Consider the following 23,919-nt stretch of genomic DNA (forward strand, 5'->3'; position numbering starts at 1 on the left):
TCTTTCGTTGTTTTAAAGGTTTGAGTTAGGATGTTGTTGTGAATTAAGATGACCAAAGATGTTTTTGTTGCATTAAGTGATGAGGAACTTTTGAAATTTATTTCTGAAAGGAATGAATTAGCATTTGAAGTTCTTTATAATAGGTATCAACGTAAAATATATACTTTTGCTCTTAAAGTGCTCAAACACGAAGAAAGAGCCGAGGATGTGGTACACGAAATTTTTTTAAGGTTGTGGCAGCACTCTCAACCTGCACAAATCAATAATCTCGAAGCTTATCTACGGATTGCGACGAGGAATTATTCTCTAAAAGTGCTTCGAAGACTGATTGTCGAAGAAAATGCTGCTGAAAGAATTGTAAATACACAGATGGGCCGCCAATTATCGGATATAGAGGAGCAGATTTTTTTTAAAGAGATTGATGGTCGCTATCGTGAGGTTTTAAGTAAAATGCCGTCGCAGCAGCAAAAAGTATATATACTTTGTAAGGAAGAGGGACTTAAATATGAAGAAGTAGCAGAAAAAATGGCTATTTCGAAACTTACCGTAAAAACGCACATGCAACATGCATTGCGTTTTATGCGGTCTAACCTAATAAAATATACAGGTACTGTTCTGATACTTATACTATTGAAAAGTTTTTTTTAAAAAAGGCGTCAATAACAATACTCCTATTGTAGAACTTGTGGGTCTTATCTATGAAAAGGCAGTAATACGTCTTACCCAATCGGTTTTTTGTAATGGAAAAAGATCAACGCATAAGTTATTTATATCAGCGCTATTTAAATGGAAATTTGCTCCCTGAAGAACATCAGGAGTTAAAAGAATATTTGTCTGATTTTGCTTATGGCGATGATTTTAACCGCGCATTGGACGATACCTGGAATGCTTTGGATGAGAATCAGTTGGTTGGGTTGGAAGATTATAAGGCAAAGGAAATTTTCGATGATATTTTGAAAAGGAGAAAAGGAATTAGATGGTTTGGTGAATATTTCAAAACGCTAACTGTAGCTGCTTCGATTATACTGGTGAGTATTGTGACCATTTTGTTCTTGAAAAAATCTTACAAAAGCGATTTATCTGAAAAATTAAGTCTGGAACAGGAAATTTTGCCTGGAGGAAATAAAGCATTTTTAACCTTAGGGAATGGAGAAAGCATCGACCTAAGTGAAGAAAAATCCGGGATAAAAGTTTCCGATGCAGGTATTTCCTACGTTAACGGAGCAAATATTATAGAAGGAAAAAAAGGAGATAATTCTTCTACTTATCTAGTTTTGAATACGCCAAAAGGCGGAGAGTACCAGATTACACTTTCTGATGGGACGAAGGTTTGGTTGAATGCGGAAAGTAAACTTAAATATCCCTTTAAGTTTCAAGGAAAAGTAAGGAACGTAGAGTTGGAAGGTGAAGCTTATTTCGAAGTTGCGAAATCTAAAGATCAACCTTTTATAGTACAAAGCAGAGGGCAACAGGTTAAGGTGTTGGGTACTCATTTTAATATTAATACTTACGATACCGAAACAAAAACAACTTTAGTTGAGGGGAAAGTCAGGGTAGATAAGCAAGATCAGAGAGGCGAAAAAACGTCTGTTATCCTAAAACCGGGAGAGCAATCGGTCGTACAGCCTTTCGCCAGTCAGATAGATGTGCAGAACGTAAATATTTTAGAATTTCTGGATTGGAAGGATGGTCTTTTCGTATTCAATAATGAATCTATTGTAAGTATAGCAAAGAAACTGTCGAGATGGTATGATGTGGATTTTTCTTTTCAGGGAAATGTAAATAATGTAAGATTCTCTGGTAATTATTTACGTAAAAATACTTTAACCAATTTACTTAAAAATATAGAACTAACCGGTTCTGTGAAATTTAAAACTGAAAATTTAAAAGAAGGAAGGAGGATTATGGTAATAGCCAATTACTAAACCAAAAAGCAATTATAAAAAATTCAGGAGTGTTAGCGCACCCCTGAACATAACAATTCTTTGAATTGCAAAGGGCGAAACAAACCTTATTAAGTACGAAAAAATTTATTTAACCCAAATCAAATGTATAAAAAATATTCGGCAAGATTATACCGGACGCATACCTGCTGTCTTAAAAAATACTTTATTGCTATGAAACTTACTGTTATACTTTTAACAGTTGCTTTTTTACAGGCTTCTGCAGCTGGATTTGCTCAGAGGGTTAGTATCGATGTGAAAAAGACATCGGTAAAGGACGTACTGTACAACATAACGAAACAAACGGGTTATAGCTTTATAGCTAACGGCGCTATTTTAGAAAAATTAGATCCGGTGACCTTACAGGTCAAAAATGAGGACCTTAAAAAAGTACTCGATAAAATTTTTGACGAAGACAAGTTTGAAATTCTCTTTAACGAAAGCCAGACCGTGGTGATAAAAGGGAGAAGTAATAAGTTTTCTATTTTACAAAATCGAACGGTAAGAGGAAAAGTAAAAGATGACAGGGGAGAGGAATTGCCAGGCGTTTCTGTTTCAATTAAAGGGACATCCGTAGGTGTACTCTCCGATGTAAACGGTAATTTTACGCTGGCTAATGTACCGCCAAATGCGGTGCTGTCATTCTCTTTTATAGGGATGGAGCCACAAGAGATTTCTTTAAACGGGCGGGCAGAAATTGCCGTCGTGATGAAGAGCCATGTAATCAATGTTGAAGAGGTTGTTGTGGTTGCTTACGGGCAGCAGAAAAAGGAATCGGTAACAGCGGCCATATCAACGGTTTCTTCAAAAGAATTGGTGCAGTCTCCGGTAGCGAATATCAGTAATGCTTTAGCTGGAAGACTTTCTGGTCTTACAGCAATTCAGCAAAATGGTAAGCCGGGAACAGATGCAACTACTTTATATGTTCGTGGGGTAGGTACATATACAGACCAGACAAGTCCTTTAATTATGGTAGATGGTGTAGCCAGGGAAAGCTACAATGAAATCGACCCTAATGAAATTGAAACAATCAGTATCTTAAAAGATGCGTCGGCAACTGCTGTTTACGGTGTAAGGGGAGCTAATGGTGTAATCTTAATTACCACAAAACGAGGTAAAGAAGGTGCTCCGAAAATCACTGCATCTGCACAGACCGCAATTTCGGAATTTACCAAAAAACCAACTTTTGTGAACTCTTATGAGTATGCAATGCTTCAAAATGAAAAAAGCTTCCAGACTTATTGGATCAATCATGCAAGAGATGCTGATATAACAACATGGAACGACTTTTTAGTGAAAAGAGAGGCAAATTGGATTAAGGAAGCTTCATTATATTACAGTCCTCAGGAGATGCTGTATTATAAAAATGCTCATACTCCAACGTTAGAAAATGGACAGAGAAATCCTTATTATGATCCATACTTCCACCCTGACGTTAACTGGACAGACCAAATCTTTAAAGATTTTGCCCCTCAAAGCCAAATTAACGCAAATATTACCGGAGGAACAGAAGCGCTTAAATACTTTGTGTCTCTCGGATATTTGACGCAAGGAGGGCTGTTTAATACAGACTACATGCCTTTTTCCAAGGAGATGGATTTTAGGAAAAGGCGTTATAACCTGAGAGGGAATTTTGATTTTGACGTTAATAAAAACTTCAGGATATCGGTTGATGTTGGAACCCAATTCGTGAATATCAGCGGAATGGATAATGACGGATATGCCTGGGAGAAAAGAATTTTATGGTCAACTCCGCTTTCTTCACCAGGTATAATTGATGGAAAATTTGTTGTGCCTTATTCAAATCCAAATACTGCTTTAAACCCGCTTTATGAAATAGCTAATAGTAATAATTATAATCTGACAGATAACAGTACATTGAATTCTTCTGTGCGTTTGTCGCATAAACTGGATTTTATTACTAAGGGGCTTTCTATTAATGCAAGAGGAGCGTATGACAGCTATTTCTCTAGCAGATCCGGCGGTAAATTTTCTCCTATTTACTATGGTATAAGCCGCAATCCAAATGGAGATAATTTGGACCCTATTTTCTCACAATTGAAGGAGGTAACACCTGCAGAGAGATGGTCGCCTTGGTACAATGGTAAATGGCGTAAGGTGTATGGCGAGTTTGCGCTTAATTACGGTAGAACCTTTGGTGGTCACAATATAACAGGATTATTACTTTATAATATGGAGAAGTTGTTTAATCCGTATCTGGCATATCATCTTCCAAAATCTTATTTGGGAATGGCCAGCCGCTTTACCTATGGTTATAAAGGACGTTATCTGGGAGAGTTTAATATGGGATATAACGGATCTGAAAATTTTCCGGAAGGTAAAAGATTTGGATTCTTACCTGCATATTCTTTAGGATGGGTGGCTTCGAATGAAGACTTTTTTCCAAAAAATGATTATATAAGTTATTTGAAGATTAGGGGATCAAGAGGGAAAGTGGGGAATGATAACATTGGGGGGGCCAGATATCTGTATCTTCCTGATGTTTGGGCTTACGGAGGCTCGGGCTACTCTTACATGGGCTACACCTTTGGGACTTTAAATGATAAAAACACATTGCAGGGAGCTCAGGAAGGGACTTTAGGTAATCCTAACGTTACCTGGGAAACGGCCACAAAATCTAATATCGGATTCGAGTTACACCTGTTTAAAGATAAGTTGTCATTTACATATGATTATTTCCATGAGAAAAGGATAGACATTTTATCTTACAGAGGGACTGTGCCGGCTATTGTTCAGGCAACTTTGCCTCCTTATAACCTGGGACAGGTTAAAAACTGGGGTAATGAACTGGAAGTAAGCTTTAGAGATAGCAAAGGTAGTGTAGGATATTGGGTGAAAGGTAATTTCTCTACAAACCACAACAAAATTGTTTTTCAGGATGAAGCTATTGCAGATGGTTTAGAATATCAGGCAACCACGGGTAGGCCAATTGGCCAAGGGCTTTACTTACAGGCTGAGGGCTTATATACCTCGTGGTCGGATTTATATAAAATTGATGGCAACGGGGACCCCATTTTATCAGAACCTGTGCGGGCATTAAACAAAAACGGACAACCTTATCAAAATGCAGCCGGACAACCTGTTTACCAAAAAGATTTAGGATATGGTGGCGTAGCTGTACAACCTGGAGAAGTACGCTTGAAAGATGTTAATGAGGACGGTATTGTAAATGAAAAGGATTTTATAAGAATAGGAAATACAACTATTCCTAAGGTTGCTTTTGGTTTTTCTTTCGGTTTCAATTATAAGGGATTTGATTTTTCTACACTTTTTCAGGGAGTTGGTGGTGTAGCGAAATTTGCCATGGGGCAAAGACACTTTAACAAGCAGGAATCTTTATTTGAAGTCGACTTGAATCGTTTTACGTTAGAACGTTACAATAATGGTGAGCGTATTGATTTTCCTTTGGCAGCTTACGACCATGCGGGAGCAAATAATAGCTACTTTCTTAAAAATACTTCATACATGCGTTTGAAGAATCTGGAGGTAGGCTATACTGTAAAACCAGATTTTCTGAAAAGAGTAGGGTTAAGATCTGCCCGTGTTTACGTTAATGGAAATAATTTGTACACCTGGTCTCCTAATAAAATCTGGGGAGATCCTGAAAATCTGGGATACATAGGCTATCCATTAACCAGAACGTACAACGTGGGATTAAATGTTAATTTCTAACCGAATTATCTAAAAGGAAATGAAAAAATCGATTTTAAATATTTTACTTCTTGGCGGTTTGGCTGTAGCAATATTTACGGCTGGTTGTACAAAAGACTTTTTACAAAAACCCAAAGGAGGTGCTGTAACCGTTGATACAATTTTCCATACTAAAAATCAGGCTCAATTTGCGGTTTCCAGAATGTACACATGGTGTGTAAGAGGTTACTTACCACAGGGATCTACTGATTTGCCAAGGCCAGAGATTCTGACAGATGCGCTTTATATTATATCTCCGGGATATGACTGGGCGAATCTGGGAATCAACGCTCCGACCTATAAGAAAGGGAATATGGGAGCAAATAGTAATGTAGACTACGGTTGGGGAGCGGGTACTGATAAAAATGTTACGGGAGGAGCATTCGGCTGGCACTATAAAGGTATACGGCAGGCAAATTTGGTGTTAAAGAATATAGATATGGTTGTCGATGCAGATCAGGCATGGAAAAGTGACGTAAAAGGCCAGGCTATTTTTTGTAGGGCATTACAGCATTATGAATTATTCCGTTACTACGGCGGTATACCTATTGTTTCCAATGCGTTAGCCGGTGACGGAAATATTAACTTGCCAAGAAGATCTATCCAATCAGTAGTAGACAGTGTGGTAAAATGGTGTGATCAGGCAGCAAATCTTTTACCTCCTACCAGAAGTAGTTCCGACTATGGCAAGATTACAAAGCTTGCAGCAATGGCTTTAAAATCAAGAATTCTATTGTATGCCGCAAGTCCGTTATATAATACTCCGGATAATATGAAATCCGTAATTTCTCCTGCAAGGTATGGAGATCAGCGAGATACGGTATTATGCTATCCTAATTATGATAAGGAACGATGGAAAAGAGCCGCGGATGCCGCAAAGGATGTAATTGATAATGCAGCTGCGGCCGGAGTAGAGATTTATAACACGGGAAAAGCGGAAACTGATATTGGAACAGACAATTATGCAGGTTTGGGAGATTATGAGGCTGTTTGGAATGTGTTTGCAAATAAAGAATTGATTTTGGTAAGTACCAAAAATCAGGATGGTGGTGATTGGGGAGCAACATTGACAGCATGGGGTAAGAACCTGTCATCTAAAGTAGGAAACTGGGAGTGGGGTGTGAAGAATAATATGCCTATAGAATTTATGCAGCTTTATGAAAAGCGAGATGGTACTAAGTTTACGTTACCTGCGTCGGGTACAGATTTACCGGTAGACATTCGAAGTTTTAATCTTGATCCGAGATTTTACCAGACGGTGGCTTATGATGGAATGTTTTTTAGAGCGGCATCGGGAGGTAAGTTTGGTGTAGTTCCTTTTTATAAAGCCGGCGATGGTTTTCAGGCAGGAGCTTTATCCGCCAGTGACGTGGGGCCGGATGGTTATGCTTTGGATGTTTATAAGTTTGTGGCGAGAGTAGATAACGGTTCTTGGAATCATTTCGCATGGCCGGTTTTTAGATTGGCCGAATTCTACTTGAGCTATGCCGAAGCAATAAACGAATACAATGGTGGGCCAAATTCAGAAGCATATAAATACTTAAACGACATCAGAAAAAGAGCAGGTATGCCCGATAAAGCAGGTTTGGATTATCAGGCTTTTCAAAGTGCAGTACAAAATGAACGTACTATTGAGCTGGCTTACGAAGGACACAGATACAATGATCTTTTGAGATGGTTGAAAGCACATACGGTTTTGAATACCAATTTAAGAGGTATCGCCACTACGGCAAAAAAGGGCGGTGATGGTAGCTTAAAAAGATCTTGGGAAATCGTTCCTTTTATGACACAGGTATTCCCTTTAAAATATTACTATTTGCCATTCATTACATCAGAGGTAAGTAAGAAATATTTAGGAGACGGAGCATCTTGGGATGGACAAAATCCAGGCTGGTAATAATTTAAACTTTATTAATTGGGAAAAATGAAAAAAGAATATATAAAACTTTTTGCCTGTGTCTTTTCATTTTGCGGTTTTCTGTCTGCTAAGGCGCAAAGCATAGAGGAAAGTCTGTCCGGCGTAAAAAATAGTGTAGGTTCATTTGCCGATAGCTCTTCTGTAGCCGGTATACGACAAAATACGGGAGCTGTTTTTACATTGAAAGGTACAGAGCTTCAGCGTATGATGGTTGGGAATCTGTTAAATACTTTACAAGGACGAATCCCGGGACTGACAGTAGTTACAGGTTCTGGGGAACCCGGATATGATAACCCTACGTTATACCTTAGAGGACAGAGCAGCTGGAATATTGCCGGAAACAAAGTGCTTATTTATCTGGATGGTTTTGAAGTGGACATGAATACAATATCGTCTTTGTCTGCTTACGAGATAGAATCTGTAACGCTTTTTAAAGATGCTTTAGCTTTGGCTTCTTACGGTTTACAGGGGGGAGCGGGTGTACTTTGGATCAGGACGGTTTCTGGTGACGCTTCAAAGGTGAAAATTATGGCTAATGGACGGTATGGTATACAAAGTGCTTTAAAATTACCAACTGTTGTTGACGCGTATGATTTCACCACACATTATAATCAGGCATTAACGAATGACGGGCTTCCGATAAAATATCCAAATCCGGACCTGTATAAAGCAACTAATGATCCATTTCATCCAAACGTGAATTGGTACGACCAGGTTCTTAAAAATACATCTACTATTCAGGATTACAATTTGTCTTTCAGGGGTGGAAGCGAGAAAGCGAAATACTTTGTATTGATGAATTATACTGACTTTACTGGTTTATATAAAGATGCAGATGTTATTGATAAGGAATTTGGCACAAATGCCCGTTACAACAAGATCAATTTAAGAGGTAACGTAGATTTGCAATTGAGTAAGAGTCTTTCGGTAACGGCAAATATTTCGGCCATTACAGAAGACAAGAATACTCCTGCAGGTTTTACTGCAACAGAATTATTCGATAATCTTTTGAAAACTCCTGCCTCTGCTTTCCCCGTAAAAAATCCAAATGATAGCTGGGGGATATCATCAGCCTATAATTTCAATGCGGTGCAACGGCTACAAAGGTTTGGTATATGGAACTCGCATACCAGAAATTTGCAGACAAACTTTTCTTTTACAGAGAAACTGGATGCCATCACAAAAGGATTGGCCTTGAAAGGCGGGCTTTCTTTCAGCAATCAATATGTTGGCTATTATCAAAAACTTTTTGGAATACCGGGGTACGAAATTGCTAAGAATGCTAACGATGAGCCAATTCTTGATGGTTTTGGTAATATTGGTTATATCCAGAGAGGAAGTATTAGCGAAAAAATAGAAGAGGGAGAAACAAGTCACTGGAATAGAAATACCGGACAGTTGGGGCTCGAATACCGAAGAACTTTTAATGAAAGTACTTTTTCGGGGACCTTATTGGCGAAAAGACAGAATTATTCTAAAAATAATACGGTCTATCAGTTAAGGCATCAGGGTTTGTCCGCGAGTTTTTCTTACGATTACTCAAAAACTTACCTATTGGATTTGGTGGCATCGTATAACGGTTCTACAGATTTTGCTCCTGGAAAAAGATATGGTTTTTTTCCTGCTGTAGGTTTAGCTTGGGTTTTATCTAATGAAAATTTCTTAAAAGAGAATAATAGTATTGATTTTCTTAAACTAAGAGCTACTTATGGTAAGGTAGGAAATGTTAACGAAAGCTACCGTTTCTTATACCAACAATGGGCAATATCCAGCGGTAACTGGAAATTGGGTTCGGGAAATGCAGATAAAGGAGGAAGAAAAGAAGGTCCCATTGCGAATCCTGAAGCTTCATGGGAAGAAAAGACCAGCTTTAATCTGGGATTTGATTTGAAATTGTTTAAAAAACTAACTGCAACAATTGATTTATTCAATGAAAAGCGAACTGGTAGTCTTGAACTTCCAAGTGCAGACATTCCGGCTTATACAGGTTTTTCACTTCAATACTTAAATACTGGCGAAGTTAAAAATAAAGGATTTGAGGCTTCTTTATCCTTTGATAATAATGATCATGCATTCCAGTATTATTTAAGGGGTTCTGCATCTTTTGCTAGAAATGAGATTACTAAACGGTCCGAAGCTTTACAGCCTTATAGCTATTTGTATTCACAGGGCTATCGTTTAGGGCAATTTAAGGGACTTGTTTTTGATGGTTTTTATCAGGAGGCTGATTTTAATACAGATGGTACTTTAAAATCGGGTACTGTGAGTTCTTCTTATGCGCCAATTAAACCTGGAGACTTAAAGTTTAAAGACCAGGATAACAATGGCATCATCAACGATTACGACAAAATTCCTTTAGCCTATGCCAAGCTTCCCGAGATGACTTTGGGATTTAATATCGGTTTCAAATTTAAAAGATTTGATTTTGATGCATTTCTACAAGGTGTAATGAACAGGACGGTAAGTCTTCTGAGCGATGCCTACATCTATACTCATCCATTTGTGGATAATAACAATATGACGGTATTCTCACTAAACAGTTGGACATCGGCAACAGCATCAACTGCAGATTATCCAAGGCTGTCTACACTAAAAAATGCCAATAACGAACAACAATCCGATTTTTGGTTACGTAATGGAAACTTTTTTAAGCTAAGAAGCATAGAGTTGGGATATACACTTCCTAAAATCAATTCCTTAAAACGCCTAGATGATGTACGCCTTTTTGTTAATGGGACAAATCTTTTTATCTGGGATAATATCGAAGATTTGGAAGCGGAACGCATGTCAATGGGTTACCCTTTGATGAAAGCTGTGAGCTTTGGATTAAAAATGAAGTTTTAGTATCAATTATAAAACATAGACAATGAAAATTAATCGATATATATCAGCTCTAATATTATCCGCTATCGTTTACGGATGTAAAGACGATTATCTGGATGTAAGAAAAATTGATGCGAACATATCTACCGAGCAACTTTATTCTACATACACTTACGTTCAGGGTGTGGTTTGGAATACCTATAGCTACTTGCCGGACGGTTTAGCTGACGTGAAAAGAGAGGGCGCTACCGATAATGCAGAATGTACCAATGTAAGTGCAGATGCACAGGTGTTCAATTTAGGAATCTGGAATCAATACGCTAATCCCGATGGTGTATGGAGTAAAAATTTCGAAGGCATTAGGCAAGCAAATCTATTCCTTAAGAATAAAGGTAAGATAGACATCTCTTATATCAAGAACGGCGTTGTTGGAGTAGATTCTACATCTTATTACAATGCCCGCGATAACGTGAAATATATGGAGGGCGAAGTATTGTTTTTAAAAGCATATTTCTATTTCGAATTACTAAAGCGTTATGGTGGCGTTCCGATTTTTGAAGAGCCTTTAGATTATAAGGATAAAAATACCTGGAAAAATGTGCAGCGAAATTCTGTTGATGAGGTTATCAAATATATTGCATCATTATGTGATAAAGCGGCAAATATAATTCCGGCAAATTTAAATGCATCCTGGTACGAAGATGGTAGGGTCACCCATGGAGCTATTAAAGCTTTAAAAGCAAAAGCACTGTTATATGGTGCCAGTCCTTTGTATAAAGAGGCCGGATCAACCATAAGTTGGGCAGATGCTGCAAGTGCAGCTAATGACGTGATAAAACTGAAAAAATACTCGTTAGATGCTTCCTATTCTAAATTATTCGGTCCGGATAACACCAGTACAGCAGAACTGATTTTTTATAGAAGATATGGTTCTATAAATTGGCCAGAGAAAGATAATTTTCCAATTGTTTTCGAGAATAGTAATGGAAACAGTACTACTCCTTCTCAAAATTATGTAGATGGGTTTGAAGTGCTTATAAAGTCGGGAAATACCGTTACAGGATCCGAACCATTTAATTGGAATAATCCGGTGCATGCGGCCAATCCGTACCAAAATAGAGATCCACGCCTGGCAGCGACTGTTATTTTCAATAATGCTAATTATAAATCTACAGTTATTGAGACTTTTTATGGAGGTAACAGTGGTTTACCGAAATTAAATGCCACCAAGACAGGTTACTATTTGTCAAAATGGTCCAACCCGGCTTTAGATTTAGTGAACGATACGAAATCGAACCATACATGGGCTTATATGCGATATGCTGAAGTTTTATTGAATTATGCCGAAGCTATGTTTAATGCTTATGGGGCTACAGCAGATCCGGGAAGTTTTGGTTTGACGGCTTTACAGGCAATTAACCAGGTAAGAGCCAGATCGGCTATGCCGGCATTAACTGCAAACCAATTAAACCAGGCTGCTATAGAAAGAGAGCGTAATGTGGAACTGGGTTTCGAAGATCAGCGATTTTGGGATGTAAGGAGATGGAATAAGGGCGAAACATATTTTAAAACACCTTTAAATAGAATTGAAATCGCTAAGCAGGGAAACAGCTTTATTTATCAGGTGAAAAAGTTAGAGGATAGGGTATATGACAAAAAAATGAACTGGTACCCAATTCCGCAAACTGAAATAAGTATTACGGGCTGGACACAAAACCCTAATTGGTAAAAATTATTGCTTACGATAAAAAGAGATATTATGAAAATCCATAAATATTCGAAATATAAATTGTTTGCATTCCTGGCGTTTTTAAGCTCGGCTTGTCAGCAGGAAACTATTGAAGGACCTAAGGCAACAGGAAATGAACCCTATAAGGTTTATTTCTTAAATGCTGATGCACCAAATGGGGTGATTAATGCTGTGGACAAGACTGCTATGGAAATAGATGCTGAAGCAAAGACAGCGAATTTTCCTTTGCAAATTTTTAGAGGTGGCCAGGCAGGTTCGGAACCCTTTACTGTTGATGTAGAAATAGATAATAGCACTATTCCCGCTTTAATACAATCGGGTGCACTGCCTGCAAATACCATAGCCTTAGATGCCAGTACCTACACTTTTGATACTAAAACAGCACTTTCGGTTACAAATGATATGATGAAAGGAAGTGCTACACCAAAGGTTAATATCGGTAAGTTGGGACCGTATGCAGGAAAGAATGTCGCTCTGGGATTTAAGTTAAAAAGTACATCAAGATATACTATCAATGAAACGAAAAATAAAGTGGTAATGTATTTTGAGGTTAATAAAATAGCTGGCCCAATTTATTTTCCGGTTTCTCAATCATCAAATCCAGGGAAGTTAGATTTGATGACTACAACCTACTCTGTTAATAATACCGCTAATGAAGTTACTTTTAATATCCCAGTACAGAGGGCTGGAGTAGCCAATTTGGGAACTTTTACAGTAGATGTTACGGTAGATAACAGCATTATTGCAGGCGCTTCTTTGCCGGCAAATACGGTAGCTTTAGATCCTGCAGATTACTCTTTGGAAAATAAAGTGAACATGAACTTGACTACCGGTGTGGTCCAGGGAAATATCCGTCCTAAAATTAAGATTTCAAGTTTGGATAAGTATAGTGGGAAAATTGTTGCATTGGGACTGAAATTGGCGAATGCTTCTCAGTTCACTATAGATCCCAGTAAAGATAAAGCAGTGGTTTATTTTAATGCGGACGCTTTATTGGATGACGTGGTTCCACCTACAAACCAAATAGTGAATTCGGCCTGGCAAATTTTGAAAATCTCTAATAATGATAATGTTAAGTTCACAGTAAATGGCGACGGAAGTGTACTAGCCACTGGTGGTAATAGTGGTCACCAGGGGATTTATCAAGCGATACAAGTTAAAGCCGGTAGAAAATATAAGATTGATATGCGTGTAAAAGGATCTGGAACAACAGATACCTGGTTTGAAGTTTATGTGGGAACACCAGCTCCTGTGCAATTGAGTGATTATAGCAGTGGAGGAAATTTAATGGGGTTAAATACCTGGAGCGGTTGTGGTAAATCTCCTTTTGATGGGCAGCTTTCGGCCATCGCTTGTTCTGGAGCTACACCTAAAGGTGTTTTTACTGCTTCAGCAACGGGAACAATGTATGTGGTTATTCGTTCTGGAGGAGCAAATCTTGGAGCCGATGGAATAACGATTACCAATATAGATTTAAGAAGGATACCTTAGAATTTTATAGAAACCAATAGGCAAAGGCTCTACCTTTATGGTAGAGTTTTGCTTTTTAAAGGGCTTAATATGGTGGCAAGCACATTTAAAAAAATCATTCTCCTTATTATTTGTCATAGTGTCTTTTTGCAATTATCTTTTTCAAAATCCAGAGCACATTACAAATTTAAAGCCTTGGTTCTGACCGAACGGGGCGGACAGCATGAAGGTTTTGTATCAGCGGCTTTGGTATGGTTAGAGGAGTTTTCTAAAAAGGAGAATTTTCAAATCACGGTAATTAACCATCCTAAAGAGATGGAGAAAGTGGACTTAGCTAATTATAAAGTGTTTATACAGCTTAATTATCCGCCATATAACTGGACGGATAAGACCAAGCAAGCTTTTGAAAATTATATTGACGAAGGGCATGGAGGTTGGGTTGGTTTTCATCATGCTACTTTATTGGGGGATTTTGATGGTTATCCCATGTGGAATTGGTTTTCTGATTTTATGGGCGGTATCAAATTCAAGTCTTATATAGCAGAAAGGGCGACTGGAACAGTGCATGTCGAAGATAGTAAACATCCGATAATGAACGGTTTGCCGACTTCATTTGATCTTCCGGATGACGAATGGTATACCTTTGACAAAAATCCTCGAGACAATGTGCATGTTCTGGCGAATGTTGATGAATCCAGTTACAATCCTGCATCTAATGTGAAGATGGGAGATCATCCCGTAATTTGGATTAATCACCATAAAAAAGCGAAGAATGTTTATTTCTTAATGGGGCATCATGCGAATTTATTAAAGACCGAAAACTTTAAGAAAATATTTGCAAACGCTATATTATGGGCAGCCAAAAAATAATTATATAAACCAAACCTTGAATCAATGACAGAAAAACTATCTGTACGTATTTTATCCATTGATATTATGCGGGGCCTAACATTATTCCTGATGTTATTTGTTAATGATCTTTATGAACCGGGAGTTCCAAAATGGTTGGTACATACCAAAGCTAATGTTGATGGAATGGGTCTGGCCGATTGGGTCTTTCCCGGATTTTTATTTATGGTAGGCCTGTCAATTCCCTATGCTGTAAAAGCCAGAAAGGCTAAAGGAGAGTCTGGCTTTAAGATTTTTGTACATATTCTTTTAAGAGCCTTAAGCCTTTTGTTTATAGGTATACTTATGCTAAATGCAGACAGAGTTAATCCAGAACTGACTGGTATGAACAAATTGCTGTGGGCAGGTCTGGTGTATATTAGTGTTTTTTTAGTGTGGAATAACTATCCAAAAAGTAAAAAATACAGATTTCTATTTCCGGCGTTGAGGGTATTTGGACTCCTAGGTCTGCTATGTCTTATCTATATATTTAAAGCAGGAGATGGGGAAAATATTAAATGGCTGGAAACGGGATGGTGGGGAATACTGGGCCTTATTGGCTGGGGATATTTTACTTCTGCCTTTGTATATCTATTGGTTAAGGATAATGTAGTAATACTAAGTCTTGTATGGTTACTTTTTATCTGGATTAATGCTTTTTCGCAGTTAGGCATGTTTGAGGTTTCTGCTAATATCAACCAGATTTTTGGTGTTATAATCTCGGGAAATGTACCATCAATAGTGTTGTCCGGTTTATTGGTAGGTGTTTTAATTAAGCGGGAAGCGTATAATCCGAAGAAGCTCTTATTCATTTTGTTTTGTTTGGGGATATTATCGTTGGGGGTAGGTTTTATACTCAGGAACTGGTTTATTATTTCTAAGATTTACGGGACACCAAGCTGGGCTATGATCTGCAATGGTATCAGTATAATTGTTTTTGCTGCGCTGTATTTTATTGTCGATCAAAAAAGGAGTATTAAATGGACCGGTCCGTTCGATATGGCTGGAAAAAATTCCCTTACAACTTATTTAATGCCAGATCTTATTTATTTCACAAGTTGGGGATTTGCTATTCCATTATTCTTTTACAAGCAGAACGAAAATATGCTATTGGCTGTTTCAGGATCAATCATTTGGGCATTACTGATGATTTATCTTGTTAATCTGCTTTCTAAAATTAATATCAAACTTAAACTATAGCGGAATTATAATATGAAGAATTTTTTAAGCATACTTTTCTTTTTCCTCGTAAGTTTTATAGTAAAAAATGAGACTGCATGTGGACAATCCGGTATTAAAAAAGGAAAAAGCTTTAATGTTGTCGGGTTTTATTCTGGAAATTGGGATGTAGCACATATTAGCTATGTGCATGAAGCAAATAAATGGTTTGCAGAAATGGCTGCTCAATATGGATTTAAATATGACTCTACTAACAACTGGAATAATTTAAATGAAAAATTTCTTTCTAAATATCAGATTGTGATGTTTTTGGATAATTCACCACAAACTGAAAGCCAGCAACAGGCTTTTGAGCGATATATGAAAAAAGGCGGTGGATTTATTGGTTATCATGTGTCTGCTTTCAATACCGATCCTGAGAAATGGCCCTGGTATTTTAATGATTTTCTGGGCACTGGGAAATTTGCTGGTAATACCTGGAAACCAACGTCTGCCAATTTGAAGGTCGAGAAGAAAGACCACCCGTCTACAAAGGGATTGCCTGAGTTATTTAAATCTTCTCCGAACGAATGGTACAAATGGCAAAATGATGTGTCTAAAAATCCGGATATTTCGGTTTTAATGTCTATTGATCCCTCTAGTTTTCCGCTGGGAACTAAACAAAATGAAATCTGGTACAGTGGCTATTATCCGGTAGTATGGACAAATAAAAATTACAGAATGCTTTATGTAAATATGGGACATAATGATATGGTTTACAATCCTGATAGAACGGTTTCATACACTTTTGCAAATGATATTCAGAATCAATTTATCTTAAATAGTTTATTTTGGTTGAGAGGGAGGAATCAAAAAGATAAGAGATAATGATATATTTCTTTTGCGAACAAGGAAGTTGCAAGTTGTTAATCATATAAAAAGAACTAGTATCGTGTTAACGATAAAATGTCATATGCGTTTGTCACTCCCGTTGGCGGGACAAGCTCTGAGGTTCTCGAAGGGTCATTCGCAGAGGCTTCGATTCCGAAAAGTCGGGAAGCCAGACAAAATGTGGTTGACAGGACATTAGTCTCGATTTAACCTTCAGAATTAACAAAATCACAGAAGCTTTTGCTTATCCTACTTAATCTTTAATACTAAAAAAAAGTTAAGTTACAATGCGCAAAACATGCTTTGTAACATGGAAAAATATACAAGAAAAGTAATAAGCTTATTGCTGCTGAGTATAGCGATTGGAACTACTGCAAATGCTCAGGAAATATATGCCGGAAGATATAAGGCAATTTTTACTCAAGAACCTGAGAATGTGCCTACCGGGAAAACGCCCGATGGGCCATTGGCCGGAAATGGAGATATTGGATTGACTTTGGGAGGTGATGGAAGTCATTTGCGATTCTTCTTCGGGAAAAACGATTTCTGGAGGGCGTATCCGGTTTATCCCGGTGGTGGGATAGCTTTTCCAGGTTTTATGGATCTTAAAATAGACGCTTTAAAAGGAGCGGATTATTATGCGGAGCAGTTGCCAGATAGTGCCTTTATCAGAGCTAGATTTTCTAAGGGGGATTTACAGGTTAATTTAAAAACATGGGTTTCTGCGAATAACAATAATGTTGTAGTGGAGTTAGCGGCCAATAAACCGACCAAAATAAATTTAGGTCTTCATGCTGCAACTGGAAATACCTCTAAAACTGCAAAAGGCAGAATTAAAGATGTTTTTTGGGTAACACGTTCTTTTGAGGGGACAGATCTGTTGGAGTGGCCGGCACACGTTGCAATCGCTTTGAAAGGAATTGGGAAGGCTATTGGTAGTGACGGTACATTAACCTTAAATAAAGACGAAAAAGCGACGTTGGTTCTTACTCTTTATACCAATTTTGATCGTAAAAAATGGAAAGAGAAAGCGATTGAAGACACAGAAAGTTTAACTGGAAATATAATTAAACAAAGATGGAGCGAACATTTAGATTGGTGGAAAAATTATTGGTCTAAGTCTGAAGTTAGGATTGGAGATCTCTTCATTGAAAAATACTATTATGCTTCGCAGTATTTTTTTGGTGCTACATCAAGAGGAGATAAATTTGCTCCAGGTATCTGGGGGCCATTCGTTACTAAGGATTCGACAGCCTGGGGCGGAGATTATCATTTAAACTATAATTATCAGGCGCCATATTGGGCGGCATTTTCATCAAACCATATAGAGGAAACAGAAAATTTTGACCAGCCTTTATTAGATTATATGGATAAAGGGCGCTCTTTTTCGAAACAATTATTAGGGACAAAAGGAATTTATTATCCTGTAGGAATTGGCCCTTTGGGATTAACCACAACCCATTGGCCTTTAACGGCAGATGAAATGGAAAAGCGTTATGGCACCCGGGATAATACCATAGATAATGGCTATAAGTTTCTAGGACAGAAAATAAATGCTGTTTTTAGCGTAGGGAATATGTTGATGCGCTTTTACAGCACTTATGATAAAGCTTATGCCGAAAAAGTTTATCCGTATCTGTTAGAATGTGCCAATTTTTGGGAGGATTATCTAAAGTTTGAAAATGGGAATTATGTGATTTATATGGATCACTATAACGAAGTGATGCCAAATTTACGTAATCAAGGGCAATGGAAACACCTTTTAGGTGATTATAATTCAACGCTTTCCCTTGGTCTGGTGAAAATGCTGTTTAAAGGAATACTGGACATGAGTGATTTTTTAAATCAAGATCAATCCCGAAAAGCCAAGTGGAAACATATTGTCACTCATCTTAGTCCCTTTCCAGTTTCAGAAAAAGGTGGTTTTTTAAGTCTGAAAAACGTAGAGAAAAGTCCTTCGCCCTGGCAACAGGGGGTGAATGGTTTAGCCAGGGTCTCTATTCACGGTTTAGTATTGCCCGGAGGTGTTTGTGGTCCTAAAACGGATTCGGCTTTCAATGCTATTCTTTTAAATGATGTGAAAAATTGGGAGAAGAAAACAACAACTAAAGGGGACTGGGGAAACACCTTTGGGAATGGAATTGAAACCTGTTTTCCTGCTGCGGTCAGGGTTGGTTATAGTTCCGATAAGATTTTGGGATTTTTAAAAGACAGGATAGAAGTGCAATCTCTTCCCAATCTATGGATTACTGCTGCTGGCGGTGGCATTGAGACACTTTCTGCTGTTCCTTTAACGGTAAACGAAATGCTGATGCAAAGTTATGAACATGTAATACGCATTTTTCCCAATTGGAATAGGAACAAAGATGCTGAGTTTTCTAATCTTCGCGCTTATGGTGCCTTTTTAGTTAGCAGTAAGCTGGGCGCAGGCGATATAAAATATGTACACTTATTAAGTGAGGTCGGCAGAGTCTGTAAAATGGAAAATCCATGGCCGTTGAAAAAAGTCTTGTTGAAAAGAAAAGATGGGGTTATAGAATTGAAAGGTCCTGTTTTTGAGTTTGAAACACAAAAAGGCGAGCAGATAGAACTTGTTCCTTTTAATTGATGCAAGCCTATGATAAAGTGAAAACTAACTTATATTCCTGCGGTAGAATATCAAATTTACCAGCTAAAGGGATATGGAAATAGCCCTTTAGCGGAAAGAAGGATTGATAGCTGGATGGATTTATTTGTAAAATCAAAGCGTTTCCAAAGCATCCAGAATACAAAAGTAGATATATTCCAGATCCTGTTGGGAGATGCAGTAAGGAGGAACTAAATAAATAATGTTCCCCAGTGGACGCATTAAAATACCCCGTTGCAAAAAGAAAGGATAGAGGATATCATGCATATCGCTGAAATAGGAAGTGTCTTCTTCGATTTTCCATTCTAGGGCGAATATAGTTCCTTGTTGCCGGACATTTTTTATTTTAGGGTGTTTTACCAATGTATTGACAAACTGTTGATGCTGTTTACAAATTCTTTGGATATTTTGTTGGGTTTCTTCCTGCAGTAATAAATCCATGCTGGCTAAAGCTGCAGCACAGGCTAGTGGACTCGCGGTAAACGAATGTCCGTGAAAAAGCGCCTTGGTTTTATCGTTGGAATAAAAAGCATCATAGATTTTCTGCGAACTGGTTGTGATGCCTAATGGCATAGTCCCGCCTGTGAGGCCTTTTGAAAAACACATGATATCCGCTTGTGCTGATAAATGGTTGGCAGCAAACAGCTTGCCTGTACGTCCAAACCCAACAAAAATCTCATCTTGTATCAGTAAGATCCCTTTTGATCTGCAAAATTTCATCAGTTCGGATAAGTCATCTGCTTCATGCATCAACATGCCACCGGCACCCTGTACCAGTGGTTCGTAAATGAAACATGCAATTTCTGAAGCATGTTTTTCGATAAAACTTTTTGTACCCGAAAGATTTTCTTTGGTAGGTGCATCAATGAAAAGAACATCAAATAATAATTCACCAAAAGGCGCCGTCCATAACCCACGGCCACTTACAGACATAGCGCCAAAGGTATCTCCGTGATAGCCATTTTTAAAGGCCAGAATTTTATTCTTACGGACACCTTGATTGTGGCCATATTGAATGCACATTTTCAAAGCTACTTCTACCGCTGTGGAACCATTATCTGTGTAAAATACCTTTTCCTGATTATCGGGTAGCAGATTTAATAGTCTTTCAGATAATTCAATAGCCACGGGATGTGTGAATCCGGCAAAGATTACCTGTTCTAATGTGTTTAGTTGTTCGGCAACCTTTTTTGCAATATACGGATGCGCATGGCCATGTAGCGTTACCCACCAGGAAGATACCGCATCAATGTAACGTTTACCGTTAGCATCAAAAATGTAAGCCCCTTCTCCCCGAATAATCGGAATATGCCGGGCTGTTTTCATTTGGGTATAAGGGTGCCAGTTGACTTTTCTATCGCGTTCTATCAATTCGCTTTGCATGCACTTTCTTTTTCTTTTACAAGAGGTTTTAGTCCTAGATTTTTAAGCATCTGCATATCTTCGGATACGCCCGGATTTGGTGTAACCAATAAAGTCTGTCTTTCTCCGGTAAAGATAGAATTAGCTCCGGCCATAAAACACCATGCCTGTTCGGTTTCACTCATTTCAATACGTCCTGCGCTTAAACGAACCATAGAAGCAGGCATTACAATACGGGCAGTAGCAATCATGCGTACCATATCCCAGATATCAACTTTCGGATTGTTTTCTAAAGGTGTTCCTTTTACTCGCGCCAATGCATTGATGGGAACCGATTCGGGATGTTTTTCCATATTGGCCAGGGTACGTAACATGGAAATCCGGTCTTCATTAGTTTCGCCTAAACCTATAATACCACCAGAACAAACAGTAATTCCCGCTTTTCTGACATTATTTATGGTGTTGATACGATTATCGAATTGACGGGTAGATATAATTTCATCATAATATTCTTCAGAAGTGTCCAGATTATGGTTATAGGCATATAAGCCGGCGTCCTGTAAACGTTGTGCCTGGTTTTCGGTTAGCATCCCTAAAGTGCAGCATACTTCCAAACCCAAATCATTTACACCTTTTACCATATCGATAATTCTATCAAAATCGCTATTGTCGCGGACTTCCCGCCATGCTGCTGCCATGCAGAAGCGTGATGAACCATTATCTTTTGCTTTTTGCGCATGAGCAATTACTGTTTCTGTTGGTAATAATGCCTGAACTTTTATATCTGTATGGTATCTGGCCGCCTGTCCGCAATAAGAGCAATCTTCGGGACAGCCACCGGTTTTTACCGACAGTAAAGTAGAAATTTGAACTTCGTCTGCCTTATGCCATTCACGATGAACGGTCGCCGCTTCATAAACGAGTTCTATTAAGGGCTTGTTGTAAATTTCTAAAAGTTCTTCTTTTGTCCAATTGTGACGTAATGTTTTTGTGTTTTCCATTGTCTTTTCTATAATGAAAGTGTTGTACAGATTTTTTTGATATCGGCTTTGTTGAGTTTGTTGAACTCGGGCAAGTGGATAATTTTTGTATGTTGATTAATGTTTTTAAGGATAATCCGTTCAGAATCCGGATTGAATTTCCCGTTAAGAACCATATAATCTATTTTGATCTGCCTTTGTCGCAAGGCCTGAATAGATAAAAGGGTATGATTAATGCATCCCAAATAATCCCGGGATACCAAAACTGTGGGAATGCTTAATTTTTCTATCAGATCAATAACGAAAAACTGCTCATTTAGAGGAACAAACAGTCCGCCCGCTCCTTCAATGATTAAATGATTGTTAGTCTGTGGCAATGCAAAATCATCTAACTCAATCTCTATATTTTCCATTCTGGCAGATTGATGTGGTGATGCCGCTACTTTTAATCGATAATTTTCTTTATGGATCTTAAGATGTTCATCTATCAAAGCTCGTATGATCATACTGTCGCTCTGATGCAAATCGCCAGATTGGACAGGTTTCCAGTAATCTGCCTGAAAGTATTGTGTAAAAACAGCCGAAATAATCGTCTTTCCAACACCTGTTCCAATTCCGGTTACAAATAGCTTTTTATACATATTGATGTTGTTTGATGATACGACAAAGCCTGTCTATTTCTGCAAATGAATTAAACTGATGCAGACAAATCCGTAGTCTTTCCAATCCCGGTTTCACGGTAGGGGCAAATACTGAATAGGTTTCGATGTCTATTGCTGAAAGAGCAGTAACCGCCTGTCGCAGTTTTGTTGATGAAGGAAACTGAACAATTTGTATAGGGCTTTTCTCCTGAGATATGGAATGAACCTGATGTGACCTGAAATATTCAATGTTTTTCTGTAATCTTATCGCCAAATCGGGATGTTCATCCATGTATTTGTAGGAAGCTCGTATGCTTAAACTCTGAAAATCTGATGCTGCAGTAGAGTAGATAAACGGAGAAGCGAAATTGATCAGATATTCTTTTAGTACCCGGCTTCCCAAAACTGCAGCACCATTCAATCCCATGGCTTTTCCGTAGGTAGCGATAGTCGCAAATACCTTGTTTTGCAGTTGGTTTTGATAAACCAGACCTTTTCCAAAAACACCCAAAGCATGTGCTTCATCTACAATAAGATTGGCCTGATATCTAAATGCAAGTTCCGCGATATCTTCTAAGGGTGCAAAATCGCCGTCCATAGAATACAGGCTTTCTATGGCGATTAAGGTATTTCCTTTCATCTTTTTGAGGAGAGACTCCAGATGATCTAAATCGTTATGTTTAAATTTCCATTTTGTTGCATTAGAAAGCAAGCAGCCGTCGTGAACAGAACGGTGAACATACTCGTCAACTAAAATAGTATCGTTTCTTTGGGCAATACAAGAGAATAGCGCCAGATTAGCTTTATAGCCAGATGGAAATAATAAAGCGCTTTTGTTACCGTGGTTTTCGGCTAAAAAGCTTTCCACCTGCATGGTAGTTTCCGTATTTCCACTAATTAATCTTGATCCGGTTGACCCCATTAGCGATTTGGGATTTTCCAGAGCTGTTTTCAGGATTTGCTGTTGAAAAGTTTGGTCGCGGGTCAATCCTAAATAATCATTAGAACAGAAATCGATAGATGCTTTGCCGATTTTTAATTTCCGCAAAATCCCTTCGCTTTCACGTTGTTCAAGTCGGTTAAGCAATTGTGCTTGTAGCGTTAACATAAGCTAAAACCTCTTTTGAAATGGCCGAAAACCAATTGGAAAATAATTGTTGCTCGATTTTCTGCATGTGGGAAGCATGTTGTTTCCAGTTACAATCAAATCGTTCTAATTGTGTTATCATTTCTTCCAAATGCCCTTCTTCTTCTAAAATGATAGATTTTACCATCACTTTTGAATGCTGTCTGGTTAAAACTTCCTGATATTGTGGATACAGCTCATCCGCTCGAACTTCTATAGCATAAGTGACAAAAAGGTATGAAGCATATTTTAGTTCGTTCCCACTCAGTGCAAATTGCTTTTTTAAATAGCGGCTGCATAATACGTCCAAAGACTGCAGGTATTGTCTGGTATATACCTTGCCCAACAAATCGTCTAAGAAGTAATATCTAAAGGAATTTGGTGTTATTTTTTCAATTTGTTTCTTTAAATAATAAGCATGTCTGTGCTCTTCGGCGGCATGTTTTAGCTGGATAATATCTGTGGTATAAGGATGTTCACAGGCCGAAATTTTTCTGGCACCTGCGTTCTCCATAAAAGATAAAGTGTTAAGCCATTTTGCATGCAATTCGGAATGTTCTACAATATGTTGAAGCGTGGAAAGCATATTTCTACTTTTTTGATAAAAGTATTACCTTTCCGGATGGTTTGGT

16 protein-coding genes are annotated in these 23,919 nt (G+C 38.1%); 11 read left to right on the forward strand and 5 right to left on the reverse strand.

Translation table 11 applies throughout. The features are described 5' to 3' along the window. The first annotated feature begins 48 nt into the window (after window positions 1-48). The 11 genes from PEDSA_RS16700 to PEDSA_RS16750 all read left to right on the forward strand — a co-directional run bounded on the left by PEDSA_RS16700 (window position 49) and on the right by PEDSA_RS16750 (window position 19,160). Entirely contained in the window at window positions 49-648 is a 600-nt protein-coding gene (locus PEDSA_RS16700) for an RNA polymerase sigma-70 factor (protein ID WP_013634340.1), read from the forward strand. 92 nt (window positions 649-740) lie between these two features. Next, window positions 741-1,925, forward strand: coding sequence for a FecR family protein (locus tag PEDSA_RS16705; protein WP_013634341.1), 1,185 nt, complete (start codon window positions 741-743; stop codon window positions 1,923-1,925). A 192-nt stretch (window positions 1,926-2,117) separates the two neighbouring features. Then, on the forward strand, window positions 2,118-5,636 hold the full coding sequence (locus PEDSA_RS16710) for a SusC/RagA family TonB-linked outer membrane protein (RefSeq protein ID WP_148233548.1): 3,519 nt from the start codon (window positions 2,118-2,120) through the stop codon (window positions 5,634-5,636). Window positions 5,637-5,655: 19 nt separating this feature from the next. After that, complete coding sequence (locus PEDSA_RS16715; protein WP_013634343.1) at window positions 5,656-7,551, forward strand: RagB/SusD family nutrient uptake outer membrane protein; 1,896 nt, start codon at window positions 5,656-5,658, stop codon at window positions 7,549-7,551. A gap of 27 nt (window positions 7,552-7,578) precedes the next feature. Next, the gene (locus PEDSA_RS16720; RefSeq protein WP_013634344.1) at window positions 7,579-10,416 is read left to right on the forward strand and encodes a SusC/RagA family TonB-linked outer membrane protein; all 2,838 of its coding nucleotides are present in this window, start codon (window positions 7,579-7,581) and stop codon (window positions 10,414-10,416) included. A 22-nt stretch (window positions 10,417-10,438) separates the two neighbouring features. Continuing rightward, window positions 10,439-12,124: a RagB/SusD family nutrient uptake outer membrane protein gene (locus PEDSA_RS16725; protein WP_013634345.1), complete on the forward strand. Its 1,686-nt coding sequence runs from the start codon at window positions 10,439-10,441 to the stop codon at window positions 12,122-12,124. Window positions 12,125-12,154: 30 nt separating this feature from the next. Further along, window positions 12,155-13,636 carry a DUF1735 domain-containing protein gene (locus PEDSA_RS19705; protein WP_013634346.1) on the forward strand — a complete coding sequence of 494 codons (1,482 nt, stop codon included), beginning with the start codon at window positions 12,155-12,157 and terminating at the stop codon, window positions 13,634-13,636. Between the two features lie 69 nt (window positions 13,637-13,705). Further along, window positions 13,706-14,485, forward strand: coding sequence for a ThuA domain-containing protein (locus PEDSA_RS16735; protein ID WP_013634347.1), 780 nt, complete (start codon window positions 13,706-13,708; stop codon window positions 14,483-14,485). A 24-nt stretch (window positions 14,486-14,509) separates the two neighbouring features. Next, window positions 14,510-15,703 (forward strand): DUF5009 domain-containing protein, encoded by a 1,194-nt coding sequence (locus tag PEDSA_RS16740; RefSeq protein WP_013634348.1) that lies wholly within the window; start codon window positions 14,510-14,512, stop codon window positions 15,701-15,703. Between the two features lie 12 nt (window positions 15,704-15,715). After that, window positions 15,716-16,549, forward strand: coding sequence for a ThuA domain-containing protein (locus tag PEDSA_RS16745; protein ID WP_013634349.1), 834 nt, complete (start codon window positions 15,716-15,718; stop codon window positions 16,547-16,549). A 313-nt stretch (window positions 16,550-16,862) separates the two neighbouring features. After that, window positions 16,863-19,160, forward strand: a complete 2,298-nt coding sequence (locus PEDSA_RS16750) for a glycosyl hydrolase family 95 catalytic domain-containing protein (protein ID WP_013634351.1) — start codon at window positions 16,863-16,865, stop codon at window positions 19,158-19,160. A 132-nt stretch (window positions 19,161-19,292) separates the two neighbouring features. On the opposite strand, the gene bioA is transcribed toward PEDSA_RS16750, so the two are convergent. The 5 genes from bioA to PEDSA_RS16775 are packed head-to-tail and all read right to left on the reverse strand — an operon-like array spanning window position 19,293 to window position 23,873. Beyond that, on the reverse strand, window positions 19,293-20,561 hold the full coding sequence (gene bioA, locus PEDSA_RS16755) for an adenosylmethionine--8-amino-7-oxononanoate transaminase (RefSeq protein WP_013634352.1): 1,269 nt from the start codon (window positions 20,559-20,561) through the stop codon (window positions 19,293-19,295). Beyond that, the gene (gene bioB / locus PEDSA_RS16760) at window positions 20,546-21,541 is read right to left on the reverse strand and encodes a biotin synthase BioB (protein WP_013634353.1); all 996 of its coding nucleotides are present in this window, start codon (window positions 21,539-21,541) and stop codon (window positions 20,546-20,548) included. Before bioB ends, bioA begins: the two co-directional genes overlap by 16 nt. A gap of 8 nt (window positions 21,542-21,549) precedes the next feature. Continuing rightward, the gene (gene bioD / locus PEDSA_RS16765; protein ID WP_013634354.1) at window positions 21,550-22,161 is read right to left on the reverse strand and encodes a dethiobiotin synthase; all 612 of its coding nucleotides are present in this window, start codon (window positions 22,159-22,161) and stop codon (window positions 21,550-21,552) included. Then, window positions 22,154-23,269, reverse strand: coding sequence for an aminotransferase class I/II-fold pyridoxal phosphate-dependent enzyme (locus PEDSA_RS16770; RefSeq protein WP_013634355.1), 1,116 nt, complete (start codon window positions 23,267-23,269; stop codon window positions 22,154-22,156). The genes bioD and PEDSA_RS16770 overlap by 8 nt, the downstream gene beginning before the upstream one ends. Then, window positions 23,241-23,873: a hypothetical protein gene (locus tag PEDSA_RS16775; protein ID WP_013634356.1), complete on the reverse strand. Its 633-nt coding sequence runs from the start codon at window positions 23,871-23,873 to the stop codon at window positions 23,241-23,243. The genes PEDSA_RS16770 and PEDSA_RS16775 overlap by 29 nt, the downstream gene beginning before the upstream one ends. Window positions 23,874-23,919: the final 46 nt, after the last annotated feature.

It is taken from the genome of Pseudopedobacter saltans DSM 12145, from assembly GCF_000190735.1.
Lineage (GTDB): Bacteria > Bacteroidota > Bacteroidia > Sphingobacteriales > Sphingobacteriaceae > Pseudopedobacter > Pseudopedobacter saltans.